This window comes from Arsenicitalea aurantiaca (genome assembly GCF_003994485.1).
In the GTDB taxonomy this organism is placed as follows: Bacteria; Pseudomonadota; Alphaproteobacteria; order Rhizobiales; family Devosiaceae; genus Arsenicitalea; species Arsenicitalea aurantiaca.
This window is the reverse complement of the sequence record NZ_RZNJ01000008.1, coordinates 42266-54341: the sequence shown is the minus strand read 5'-3', so window position 1 is coordinate 54341 and position 12076 is coordinate 42266. Positions and strand designations below refer to the sequence as shown.

Sequence of the window (12076 nt, the reverse complement as noted above, 5' to 3'; positions counted from 1 at the left end):
GGGCGGCTGCATACTGTCACCTCTTTCGGTTTCTTGCTGATCGGCGGCTTTCTGCATTATTTGCCCAAACCCGTCAGTCCGGTCACGGCCCCGCAGCGGTTCATGCGCGAGTTCGCGATGTCTCAAGTCTTGCTGCGAGGCGGCTGACTGCTTTGGGGCTGCCGCTTCAGGGCGTGCGGATGATCCCGCTCTCGTTCTCGATCCCGTTTCGATGGAGCATCGTTACGGCCCTCGGCCGGCCTCTGGCCTCGCCCACGAGGGCCATTATTGACCGGATGCGGGAGGTCGCTGCCGGCATCGACGGGATTACGCTCCGCTCCGATCGGGCGTGACGGCGAGGCCGGGCAACGGCCTGCGCAAAGGGCGGCACAGCGGGAACGCGGGCTTTTCTCGCAGCCGCGAACGCTGAGGAAAAAACTCTCCCGATCGCTCCAAGCTTAAACTATATAATCTTTATAGACTTAATGCTCTTTCGTATCGTTCGAGCTGCCTCGCCGGAGCGGGGATCATCGCAAGGACGAATTTCATGACGATCAGAAGACGTACCCTCATTGCCCTTGGCCTGGCATTTCTGCCGCTGGTCGCCATGCCCGTCTCCGCACAGGAGCATCCCGAGCGCATCGCGATCGGATATGGCTATGCCACCCCCAGCACGCTGGTGCTGAAGGAAACCGGCTGGCTCGAGGAGCAGCTTGCGGACGATGGCATCGCGGTCGAGTGGATTCTGACCCGCGGCAGCAACCAGACGCTCGAATTCCTGCGCAGCGGCAGTATCGATTTTGGTTCGTCGGCAGGCTCGGCGGCATTCCTCGGCCATGCCAACGGCGCGCCGAACAAGATCGTCGCATGGCTCTCGCGCGGGGAATCCACCGCCCTGCTGACCCTCCCCGATTCCGGCATCAGCTCGGTCGAGGATCTTCCCGGACGCAAGGTCGCCGCAACCCGCGCAACCGAGCCTTACCTGTTCCTGCAGCGCGCGCTTGCCGAGGCCGGCATTGCCGAGAGCGAAGTAGAAGTGGTGCCGCTGCAGCATCCGGAGGGTCGGCAGGCGCTGGAATCCGGCCAGGTCGATGCATGGGCTGCGCTGGATCCGGATTTCTCGATCGCCGAGCTACGCGGCGCAGTCGTCTTCCATCGCGATCAGAACCTGATCACCGGGGGCGTCCTCAATGCTCATGCCGATTTCGTCGCCCGCTACCCGCAATATGTGGAGCTGGTGTTGCAGGGCATTGTCTGGGCGACAGAATACATCGCCGAAAACCCCGACGAAGCCAAAGCGCTCTATGCCGAGGCGGGCGGGCTCGAGCCCGATGTGGCCGAACGCGCCTTCGCCCGCAATATCCTCGACCAGTACCAGATCACCGACGCCGACTTCGCCAATGTCGTCGCGGCCGGCGACGTCCTGCGCCAGTCGGGCTCGATCCCCGAGGATGCCGATCTCGAGGCGACGGCCCAAAGCCTCTTCGCGCCCGAATTCATCGATGCGGTGCTTGCGCGCTGAAAGTGCGCCGTCGGCGCCCCGCCGGCGGCCCCCCGTTCATTCATCGAGGACACGCTCATGACCAAGGCCGTCTGGTACACCCGCTGCCCGGTTCCCACCGCATTCAGCATCGCCATCCGCACCGGCCGCATCCAGGCCGCGCTCGCCGGGCTTGGCGCCAGTGCCCATTCGCTGCTGGAATCGAAGGATCCGGCCGTGCGGCAGTCCCACTTCGATCAGACCCTCTCCGCCTTCTTCCGGCAGGGCGGCAACACCCCGCCGATCTTCTCGCGGGCACGCGGCAAGGATGTCCGGGTGATCGGGCTTTCCGACAATCCAAGCCTTCGCGTCATCCTCGTCCGGCCCGACAGCGATATCACCACTCTGGCCGATCTGCGTGGCAAACGCATCTCGATCCCGGTGCGACGCAATGATCCGACCGATTTCTGGCGCACGACCGTCCTGCGGGGGTTTGTCGACGTGCTGGGCTCGGCGGGTATCGATCTCGCCGAAACGCTCGAGACGCAAATCCTGATCGATCGCAGCTATGTGTCGGGGTCCCGAAGCAGCGGCGGCGCCGATGACAGCCTCTGGGACGGCTCGTTCATGCTCGGGCACCAGCGCGAGGAAGCACTGGCGCTCATCCGGGGGGAGGTCGATGCGATCTATAGCCAGGGCAGCATCGGCACGATCGTGCAGGCATTCACCGGTGCGCGCGCGATCTTTGCGAGCCATGACACCGACGCCTGGGTCAATAATGACGCTCCGCTGCCGCTCACGGTCACCGGGGAACTGCTCGACGAGCGACCCGATATCGTGGATGCATGGCTCGAAGAGACCATCATCGCCTCGCAATGGGCCGCCGGCAACGCGCTCGAGGCCAAGCGCATCATTGCCGGGGAAACCGGGCTCGCCGAGGATCTCGTCGATGCCGCCTTTACCGGCACGATCCACGAGCGGCTCGATCTCGACCTCTCCGAGGGACGCGTCGCCAAGCTGCAGAGCCAGCACGACCATTTGCTGACGCACGGCTTCATCGACGCGCCCGTCGATTTCGGCGCCTTCATCGATCACGGCCCGCTCCGGCGGGTCAGCGAACGGCTCGACGCGGCGCCGGCCAGATTGCGGGCCAGCGCATGAGCGACCAGGCCATCGCAATCGACAAGCGGTCGGGACAGTTCAACGGGGCGCTGCTGGAGCGTCTCAGGCGTCTCGGCATAGCACTGATCCTGCCGGCTTCGATCATCGCAGCCTGGCACCTGACGGCCGTATCGGGACGCGTGCCGGCCTATCTGCTGCCCCAGCCGCTCGAGGTGCTGAACTGGCTCGTGCGGCTCGTTTCGACGGGCGAGCTGCAGCGCCATCTCTCGACCTCGATCGCGCGAGCGGGCATCGGGTTTGCGCTCGGGGTGTCGGCGGCGACGGTGCTCGGGGTGCTTACGGGCTATCTGCTCGGCTGGCGGCGGGTCGTTGATCCCACCATCCATGCGCTCCGGACCATTCCGGGGCTTGCCTGGTCGCCCATGTTCATCCTCTGGTTCGGGATCGGAGAGTCTTCCAAATATGCGCTGATCGCCCTGGTCACCTTCTTTCCGGTCTATCTCAATACGATGGCCGGGGTCGCGGGGGTCGATCGCAAGTTGATCGAGGTGGGACGGGTCAACCGCTTGTCCGGGCTGCGCATGATGACGCGGATCCTCCTGCCGGCGAGCCTACCCTCCTATTTCGTCGGGCTTCGCCAATCCATGGGCATAGCCTGGATCGTGCTCGTCGCCGCTGAACTGATGGGCGCCAGCAGCGGTATCGGCTTCCTCCTGCTCGACGGGCAGATGACGGGGCGCCCGGCGCTCGTCATGGCCTGCATGATCATCTTTGCCCTGTGCGGCAAGATCACCGACATCGCCATCTCCACCATAGCCCGCCATGTCCTTGCCTGGCAGGACACCCTGCATACGGGAGAGTGAGTTGTTTTCAGCCAAGAGCCTCGTCAAATCCTTCGACGCCTTCCGGGCCCTGGGCCCGTTGAGCTTCTCGTTCGGGACCGAGCACGTGCTCGGTGTCGTGGGGCCGAGCGGCTGTGGCAAGAGCACCTTGCTGCGGCTGATCGCCGGGCTCGAGGCGATCACCTGGGGCACCATGGAACTCGATGGCGATCCGGTCACCGGGGCGCGCAGCGATATCGCGGTGGTCTTTCAGGAGCCGCGACTGCTGCCCTGGGCCAGCGTGCGGGACAATGTCGGGCTCGGGCTCTGGCACCTGCCGCGCGCCCAGCGCCAGGAAGCGGTCGATGCGGCGCTCAGGCGCGTCAACCTCTTTGACTTCGCGGACGCACTGCCCAAGCAGCTTTCCGGCGGCATGGCCCAGCGGGTCGGCATCGCCCGGGCCCTCGTCGCAAAGCCGCGCCTGCTGCTGCTCGATGAGCCGTTTGCCGCGCTCGACCCGCTGACACGGGTGAAGATGCAGGATCACCTGCTCGATATCGTCGGGGACGAGGTACCCAATGTGCTGCTGATCACCCACGACATCGAGGAAGCGCTCGTGCTCTCCGATCGTATCATCGTGCTCGATGGGCCGCCCGCGCGCATCGTGCGCGACATCGCCATCGATCTGCCCAAGCCGAGACATCGCACCGGGGCGCCATTCCAGGCCCACAAGGCCGAAATTCTCGAAACCCTGTTTGGTGCCGCCGACCTGGCAGCCTGAGGCCAGATTACATGACCCTCGAAATCATCGACTTCCATACCCATTACGCCCATCCCGATCTCGTGCTCACGACCGACCGGCGCGGCAACAGCGAGAACCGCCGGCGCTGGGCGCGCCTCAACCGTCTTGTTCAGGACGAAGAGGCGCTGCTGGCCCATGTCAGGAGCGGCGACCTCGTCGGACGGGTGGTCTCCACCCCGGCCGAGTTTCTCGCCGACGAGAACGGCGAGGTCCCGCCGGACCGTTATCGACAGATCAACGAGCACCTGTCGGCGCTCTGTGGGCGCCATCCCGGCCAGATCCATGCGCTCGCGAGCGTGGATGCGTTCGGGGGTGACCACGGGGCGCGCGAGCTCGAGCATGCGATCCGCAATCTGGGATTGCACGGCCTCTTCGTGCCAAGCGCCCGGGGCGACCTGTTGCTCGATGCGCCTGAGGCGCGTCCCGTGCTCGAGACGGCAGCGGCGCTCGGGGTGCCGGTTTTCGTGCATCCGATCAACCTGCAACCCCTGACGGACCGGATGGAGCCCTATGGACGGCTTGGAACGCTCTTTGCGCGCGGCACGATCAACAGCGCGACCCTCATCGCGCTGCTCGAGGCTGGCATCCTGAGGGACCTGCCCGATCTGCGCATCGTCCTCACCGGGCTCGCGGTCGCGTCGATCCTGCTGACTGCTGCCTTCGGCGCCGAGCAGGCCGACGATCTCGACCGGCTCGCGATCCTGCGGCGGCAGGTCCATGTCGAGACGATGGGGTTCGATCCGGTGCTGATACGGGCCTTCGTGGACACGCTCGGTCCCTCGCAGATCATCGCCGGGAGCGACTGGCCGATCGTTTCCGAGGCGCCCATCCGGGAGCGGCTGCGCGCCTCGCTTACCGCAGCGGGCCTTGACGAAAGCCAGCAGCAGGCCGTCGCCCGTGACAACCTGCTCGGACTGCTGGTCAATCTCTGAGCTCTATCAGGCTCCTTGCCGAGCGCACTCTGCGGGGAGCCGGCCGATCGAAAACCAGCGCTCTGCGACCCTGATCACCGCGCCTCGTAGTGCGTGAGCCGCATGCGGCCATACCTGAACGGCCCCTCGGGCAAATGCCATATGGCCTCGCCTTCGCTGGCCAGACGCCATCCGCCGAAATTGCGATAGACCGAGAGCGGCGTGGTCCAGCGCAACAGGCGCAGGGCGCCATTCTCTTCGAGCATGCCGCGGTCATCAGAGACGAAATCCACGAGCTCGCCCGCCTCATTGAATATCAGTTCCGCCGAGACGGTATTGGGCCCAAGGGCGAAAGCCACACGGGCCCGTGTGTCATCGATCGGGATCCAGGTCAGACGGGGGTCGACAAGGCGGGAGGGCGCAAAGACGCAGAGGTCGTTCAGGATCGTGACCGTTTCGGTTCTGGTGAGTTCCGGCCCGGCGACATCGACGATGTTGACCAGCCCGGCGAGGCGCACGCGCATTGTCGCGTGATCGGCGGCGAAGTCATGCAGCACCGCGACGGGCAGACCGTTCATCCTCGTTCTCATCAGGAATAGCCGTTGGGGCAGATCGAAACGCTCATATTGCGTCACCGGCCCGGTCATGCCGGCCGCGCCGGGGGCAGAATACATCGTTGCATCGAACCCGAGCGTGACTTCGGTGACCATTTTCCGTCCGATCGAGCCGGTCAGCGCAACGTAACGCCGGACGGGCGGGGGCAGATGGGCGATGTCGGCTTCAGTCAAGAGGCCAGCCGCCTTGCGGGGAACGGCGATCGCTTCGGTTCTTCGGGTCTCGAAGGCCCGGGTCAGGCTGGTCATCCGGGCCGTCAAACCGTAGCCGAGGGCCAGAAGGCCGACACCTGCCACAACCCAGAAAATAGTCGGCCTCCCTCATCGGCATTCCCAAGTACTCGAAGCGTCCGCAATCTGATCGGCCGCGGGACCAGGGGCTATGCGTTCACTGTCCTGGACTTTGCCGGCCAATCCGGCGCGGTCTCACGCAGCAGCATGAAGGCGAGCACCGTGATCCAGAGCGAGGGCGCGTAGACGCTGATGCGTTCGACAAGGCCCATCCACGGCGTTGGCAGGCCCTGGGCGATGGCGGGGATTTGCGTGCCGACCACGCCGCCTGCGACAAGCATTGCCGCCAGCGTGAGCATCGAGAACAGGCGAAAGCCGCGCCCGAACGCGCTGCCACCAACAATCATGAACAGGGCCATCAGCGCGACGGCCACGACGGTCAGGACAATGTGCATGGCATCCGTACCGGAAAAGGCCGCGCCGCGCATGTGCATGGGTGCGACCCAGCCCCAGACGAGGGAATTGAAGGCAAAGAGGGCGAGCAGCACTGCGGTGGCCGTGATGCGCCTCCGCCCCGCGCCGGCCCGCCACACGCCCAGAGCGAAGGCGAAAGACAGCGCGGCGTAAGGAATGCCCATCGTCATCCAGAAGTCGCGAGACGGTGCGCCGATGGCGGACAGCTCACTGACCTGCTGCGCGGTATAGTCGTAGCCGGGGTAAAGCCAGAACGAGGCGACGACATCCATCGCGAGGAAGAAGACCGCGCCGACGATGCCGCATGCCAGTAAGACGCGTGTCAGGGCCATGGGTTTTCTCCACGAACGCCCTGCCATGCTAGTGCGCCTGGACCTTATGGCGGTTGACCCGCGTCAATCGACGACGTCACCCAGCTTTCGGACGGGCTGCATGACCGTGTCTGAACAACTTGCCACACGACTAGCGGTGCTCAAGGCACCCGCAGCGGACATGGGTTTCAGCGGCTCAGTCTCTCGAGTACTTTTTGCATGCTGCGGATAAGCGAGGTCGCGGTCTGCGCCGGGGGACGTCCGACCGGCATGACGGCAAAGAGCGGTGCTTTGATCGTCGGCTCGAAAGGCCTTTCGACCACGCCAAGTCGTTCAGCGAGGACAGGCACAGGAGGCGTAAGGGCAATGCCCAGCCCCTTGCTCACGAACTCGTAGAGCAGATGGGGATGAATGCTCTCGATGAGGGGTTTGCAGCGCAGACCGTGTTCGTTCAGCGCCCCATGAAGCGCGTGCATCCAGGTTTCCGGGCCGATGGATGAGCCTGACAGGATATTCTCTGAACGCAGGTCGGCTGGCGTGACGACATCCGCGTCGCAAAGCCGATGTCCCCGGGGGAGAATGCAGACCACCACATCTTCCGACAGAACCACGGAGGTGACGGACACGTCACCCATGGGACCATGATAGACGCCTATGTCGATCTCGCGGCGCGTGGTCCGCTCCAGGATGACCGGGGGGTTAAGCAGCTTTACGCGAACATGGGAGAGCGGATGGGCTTCTCTGAAGGCAGCAAGGAAAGCTCCGATCAGTTCGCCGCCGATGCCTGGGGCAAACGCGACCGAAATCTCGCCCGCCGCACGATAACGGAGATCGTCGAGAAGCGTTTCGGTCTTGTAGACCCGGTCAAAAATCTCCTCGATCGAATGAAAAAAAATGTGCGCCTCATCCGAAGGGATAAGTTTGCCTCTGGACCGGAAGAACAGGGTAATTTCCGTGCGCTGCTCGACATAGCTCAGCATCTTGCTGACGGCCGGCTGAGATATACCCAGCAACTCGGCGGCCCCGCTCTGGCTGCCGGTGCGCATGACCGCCCAGAAGACTTCCAAGTGCCGCACCGATAGGCGTTGATGACCGATGACCGGCCCAGCCAGGTGTCGGAAACTGGCCTTGATCGGCTCCATGCCCGTATAACCTCAGCTTATACCTTATGGCCAACTTAGTATTGGATGCGCATCTGTGTCCACCCTAACGTCTGTGCAAAACAAGAGGCGGGTCTATCCGCCTGCGCGACATCAAGGGAGGAGAGGTGACCCAGCTATAACTGGAGGTCATCTGATGCAACATGCCAACAATCAAGTCCGTCGCCGTTTCAGCTTACTCCGCGCCGCTCGAAGCGCCGATCACGAACGGCCTCTACACCTACACGGCCACACAGATCGTGGCATGCAGGCTCGAACTGAGTAACGGGATCAGCGCCATCGGCTGGACGCACGGCGAAAAGATCGTGTTCACGGCAGCTGAAGCAATTGCGGCCATGCTGATCGGCCAGGAGCTCAATGCAGAACGGCTCTGGGCCCGGATGTACCAGCCCAAACTGTTCGGCCGCCGCGGGCTGGAGCAGCGGGCGCTCAGCGCGCTGGACATCGCAGTGTGGGACGGGCTCGGCAAAGAGGCGGGCATGTCGGTGCACCGGCTGCTCGGCGGGTTTCATGACTCCGTTCCCGCGTATAAGGCCGGTGGCTATTATGGCGAAGGCAAGTCGCTGGAAGACCTGCAGCGTGAAGTTTCAGGTCATGTCGAAGGGGGCGCGCGAGCGCTCAAGATGAAGATCGGCGCTGTGTCGGTCGCAGAGGATCTGGCGCGTATCGACGCCGTGCGCACCGCCATCGGGCCCGATGTCGGGCTTCTGGTCGACGTCAACAATGCCTATGACCGGATCACCGCAGAGAAGATGGCTGCAGCGCTCGATGAGCGCGATATCTACTGGTACGAGGAACCCCTCAGCCCTGATGATCTGAAGGGCGCGGCCGACCTGGCCGGGCGGACGCGGACGCCGGTGGCCAGCGGGGAGAACGAATACACCCTCTGGGGTTTTCGCGATCTGATCGATGCCAGCGCTGCCGACGTCATCAACGCCGATGCGCAAATCCTGGGCGGCATCACCGAATGGGCGAAATGCGCCCACTATGCCCAGGCCAAGCACATTCCGGTCGCCCCGCATGGCGATCAGGAAATCCATACACAGCTGGTGGCTGCCGTGCCCAACGGCCTGATTGTCGAATATTACGACAACAGCCTCAACCGGCTGAAGGACGTCATGTTCGACCAGCGGCTGGACCTCAACGCGGACGGTTCAATCACGCCATTCAGCACGCCGGGTCTAGGGGTGGAGATTCAGGACCAGGCAGTCGAACGGTACCGGGTCGCGCATAGCGTCGTTTGCTGAAGCACACTAGGAGGAGAGTGAAATGAAGCCTATCAGACGTATCCTGCCGTTGTTCGCTGCGCTCATGCTTGCGGGCTCGGCTATGGCCCAGGAGGTGGGCAACCAGCTCAACGTCTACTCTGGCACCGGCTCGCCCGACGAGATGTCCAATGCCATTGTCGACGGCTATGTCAGCATGATGAAGGAGAAGTACGGCGTCGATATCGACGTGCAACTGGTATCCGGATCGGCTGCAACCTCGTGGGTGACCTTCAACACCGAATGGCCCAATCCCAGCGGCGACGTCTATCAGCTTTATACGGAGAATGTGCGCCAGAGCGCGCCCGATGGCCGCTGGCTGAACCTGCAGGAGCAGTACACGCCTGAAGAGTGGGCACGGTTCGATGCGGACGGCCTGGCTGCCATGAATACCGGCGGCTTTAGCCTTCCCATGGAACTGGCCGCATCCGTGCTTGTCGTGCAGGACAGCCTGCCCGAAGGTTCAGTGACCTCATGGGATGATCTGGGCAATCCGGAATTCGCCCGGCGCACGACTTTCGAGTCGGCCGTTGCGGTGGGTTCAGGTTACAATGTCGTAGCCGCAGCGGCGGCGGTCGTGGGTTCGGACTGGAATACTTGGTTCGTCGACGGTGAGTTCGATGAAGAGGCTGCCCGGCCTGCTTTCGAGAAAGTGCGCGACTGGGCCGACAACGCTTTGACCCTCACGCAGGGCAGCGGCAGCATCCGTCCGCTGCTGGCCCGCGGTGAGGCCCTGATCTCGAACTGGTGGTGGCACAGCGGCGTCATGGAACGCATGGCCGGCGTGCAGGTGCATACCGTCTATCCTGTGGAAGGCGTCCCTGCTGCCGTTGCGACCGGTCCAGTGGTTGCCAGCTCGACCCAGAACCCGATCGCCGCGATCGAATGGGTGAAGTACTTCCACTCCGCCGAGGCCGGCAAAGCAGGTGACGAACTGGGCTGGGTCAGCCGCTTCCGCCAGGAGGGCGAGGATCCGAGCGAGGAATGGGATTCCTTCAGGTCCAATGCCGACATCATCTGGGTCGACACCTTCCGAGATCTCGCGCAGAGCCCGGAATACAACCAAGCCTTCCTCGGATTCTACAACCGCGTAGTCATTCAGGGGCAATAACGGTCAAGCGAGAGGGCGGGGCCCGGTCCCCGCCCAGTTGCCATATTGGGGATATTCACCAGATGACGACCGATAGCGGGAAGACGATGGCCGTCGGGGCCGCGACCGCAATCAGCGACCTGACCCGAAAGCGGCGCCGTCGTCGTGAGATGCTCTATCGGCTGTGCGCCCTGCCCGCCATTCTTACGACGGTGTGCATCACCCTGGTGCCGATGGGGCTGCTCTTGTGGCTTTCGCTTCAGGATCAGCGCGACGGTGGCTTCTCGCTCCGCTACTACATCGCGACGTTGACGGATCCGTTCTTCCTGCGCACGCTGGGGACGACCCTGTCGATCGCGCTGGGCGTCACCGTCACCTCCATCATCCTTGCAATGCCCCTGGCATATCTGCTGGCGCGCAAGACGCTGCTGCGCAACGTCATCATGCCGGTCATCAGCGTGCCGCGCATGCTGCCCTTCGTGGTCGTGGGCTACGCCATGATCCTGCTCATGGCGCCGGTCACCGGTGTCCTGATCCAGGCGCTCAATGCCCTTGGCATAGTCGATGGGCCCATTTTCTTCCTGTTCGACTGGCCAGGCCAGGCCATCGCCTTCGGCTATTCGGGGATCGTGGTTGCGACGGCCGTGCTATCCGGGGTGTTGATGTCGGTAGACCGACAGCTCGAGCAGGCCGCCGTCAGCATGGGGGCTTCGCCGCTTCGTGCCTTCCGGGAGATCACTCTGCCGCTCGCCGTGCCGGGGATCATCGCTGCCAGTGCGCTCATCTTCACCACCATCATCACGGCCTATTCCGTGCCGGTGATCCTCAACGGGCGCGTCCCCTACATGATCTCCATAATCATCGCCAGCAACCTGCTGACGCTGCAGCAGCACCACCTCGCCTACGCCCAGGCCATAATCGTGACGGTTATCGCCATCTCCGTAACCGTGGCCGCGCAGTTGGTGCTCGTCCGCTACGGTCGGAGGTCCTGATGCCCCGTGGCCTTCTGCGCGTCTTCGCCAATCTGGGATGGACAGTCTATGTCGTCGCGATTGTGACATGGCTGCTGTTCCCGCTGTCTTTGATCCTGCTTTCGTCGTTCCAGGGCACCATCAGCATCACGACGGACGTGAGCAACCTGAACGTGTCAGCCTACGAGGCAATCCCTGACCGCTACTGGAATTCCCTGTGGTTCACCGTTCAGATTTCGGTCGTTGCAACGGTGACCGCCCTTCTGGTGTCGGTTCCGGCGGCCTGGGCCATGGTACGCGGAAAGCTCGCTGAACGGCGGTTCCTCAGCAATGTGGTTCTGCTGCCCGATGTCGTGCCGCACATTATCCTGGGTATCGCGTTGCTGACGCTCTACCTGCAGATCGGGCTGGCAAGGACATGGCTCGGCATGCTGCTGGCGATGCTTTCACTCAGTCTTGCCATGGGCCTGCGTTTCACCGAGGCGCTGCTCGAAGGGCTGCCCGAAGAATATGAGCTGGCGGCCGAGACCATGGGGGCCAACAAGCTCCAGGCGCTCGTTCTGATCCTGATGCCGCTGATGGCCCCCGGGCTCGCAACGGCCGCCCTCTTCATATTCATCAGCAACATGGTCACGTTCGAGTTGCTGTTCTTCATCTCGGGGCCGAACGCCTCGCCCATCGCAGTACGGCTTTTCTCCGACATCATCGATCGCGGGATCATGCCGCACTCCGTCGCGATGGCCTCCATCATGATCTACATTTCCATTGCCTTCTACGTCATCGTCGCCCTGACCCTGGGGCCGAAATACCTGGCTGGAAGCACTGTATCGAGGAAGGGTTAAGCC

At 63.5% G+C, this 12076-nt stretch carries 12 protein-coding genes; 9 read left to right on the top strand and 3 right to left on the bottom strand.

The features are described from left to right. The first annotated feature begins 526 nt into the window (after positions 1 to 526). Genes EMQ25_RS17075 through EMQ25_RS17055 form a run of 5 tightly spaced genes read left to right on the top strand, consistent with a single transcriptional unit; the run spans position 527 to position 5136 of the window. Positions 527 to 1501, top strand: coding sequence for an aliphatic sulfonate ABC transporter substrate-binding protein (locus EMQ25_RS17075; protein ID WP_127189825.1), 975 nt, complete (start codon positions 527 to 529; stop codon positions 1499 to 1501). 57 nt (positions 1502 to 1558) lie between these two features. Beyond that, complete coding sequence (locus EMQ25_RS17070) at positions 1559 to 2620, top strand: ABC transporter substrate-binding protein (protein ID WP_127189824.1); 1062 nt, start codon at positions 1559 to 1561, stop codon at positions 2618 to 2620. Continuing rightward, a complete protein-coding gene (locus tag EMQ25_RS17065) occupies positions 2617 to 3444 on the top strand; it encodes an ABC transporter permease (protein WP_127189823.1) in 828 nt (275 codons plus the stop codon). The genes EMQ25_RS17070 and EMQ25_RS17065 overlap by 4 nt, the downstream gene beginning before the upstream one ends. 1 nt (position 3445) lies before the next feature. Further along, on the top strand, positions 3446 to 4183 hold the full coding sequence (locus EMQ25_RS17060; RefSeq protein WP_204570082.1) for an ABC transporter ATP-binding protein: 738 nt from the start codon (positions 3446 to 3448) through the stop codon (positions 4181 to 4183). 11 nt (positions 4184 to 4194) lie between these two features. Beyond that, positions 4195 to 5136, top strand: coding sequence for an amidohydrolase family protein (locus tag EMQ25_RS17055; RefSeq protein WP_127189821.1), 942 nt, complete (start codon positions 4195 to 4197; stop codon positions 5134 to 5136). Between the two features lie 74 nt (positions 5137 to 5210). On the opposite strand, the gene EMQ25_RS17050 is transcribed toward EMQ25_RS17055, so the two are convergent. From EMQ25_RS17050 to EMQ25_RS17040, 3 genes are all read right to left on the bottom strand, one after another. Then, complete coding sequence (locus EMQ25_RS17050; RefSeq protein ID WP_127189820.1) at positions 5211 to 5978, bottom strand: DUF6544 family protein; 768 nt, start codon at positions 5976 to 5978, stop codon at positions 5211 to 5213. 131 nt (positions 5979 to 6109) lie between these two features. Continuing rightward, positions 6110 to 6766, bottom strand: a complete 657-nt coding sequence (locus EMQ25_RS17045; protein ID WP_158626128.1) for a DUF998 domain-containing protein — start codon at positions 6764 to 6766, stop codon at positions 6110 to 6112. A 167-nt stretch (positions 6767 to 6933) separates the two neighbouring features. Next, the gene (locus EMQ25_RS17040) at positions 6934 to 7887 is read right to left on the bottom strand and encodes a LysR family transcriptional regulator (RefSeq protein ID WP_127189818.1); all 954 of its coding nucleotides are present in this window, start codon (positions 7885 to 7887) and stop codon (positions 6934 to 6936) included. A gap of 161 nt (positions 7888 to 8048) precedes the next feature. Between EMQ25_RS17040 and EMQ25_RS17035 the strand changes: the two genes are divergently transcribed. The 4 genes from EMQ25_RS17035 to EMQ25_RS17020 all read left to right on the top strand — a co-directional run bounded on the left by EMQ25_RS17035 (position 8049) and on the right by EMQ25_RS17020 (position 12073). After that, positions 8049 to 9152 (top strand): mandelate racemase/muconate lactonizing enzyme family protein, encoded by a 1104-nt coding sequence (locus EMQ25_RS17035; protein ID WP_127189817.1) that lies wholly within the window; start codon positions 8049 to 8051, stop codon positions 9150 to 9152. A 22-nt stretch (positions 9153 to 9174) separates the two neighbouring features. Further along, on the top strand, positions 9175 to 10281 hold the full coding sequence (locus tag EMQ25_RS17030; RefSeq protein WP_127189816.1) for an ABC transporter substrate-binding protein: 1107 nt from the start codon (positions 9175 to 9177) through the stop codon (positions 10279 to 10281). A gap of 62 nt (positions 10282 to 10343) precedes the next feature. Further along, complete coding sequence (locus EMQ25_RS17025) at positions 10344 to 11252, top strand: ABC transporter permease (RefSeq protein ID WP_158626127.1); 909 nt, start codon at positions 10344 to 10346, stop codon at positions 11250 to 11252. Then, complete coding sequence (locus tag EMQ25_RS17020; protein ID WP_127189814.1) at positions 11252 to 12073, top strand: ABC transporter permease; 822 nt, start codon at positions 11252 to 11254, stop codon at positions 12071 to 12073. The genes EMQ25_RS17025 and EMQ25_RS17020 overlap by 1 nt, the downstream gene beginning before the upstream one ends. Positions 12074 to 12076 lie beyond the last annotated feature (3 nt).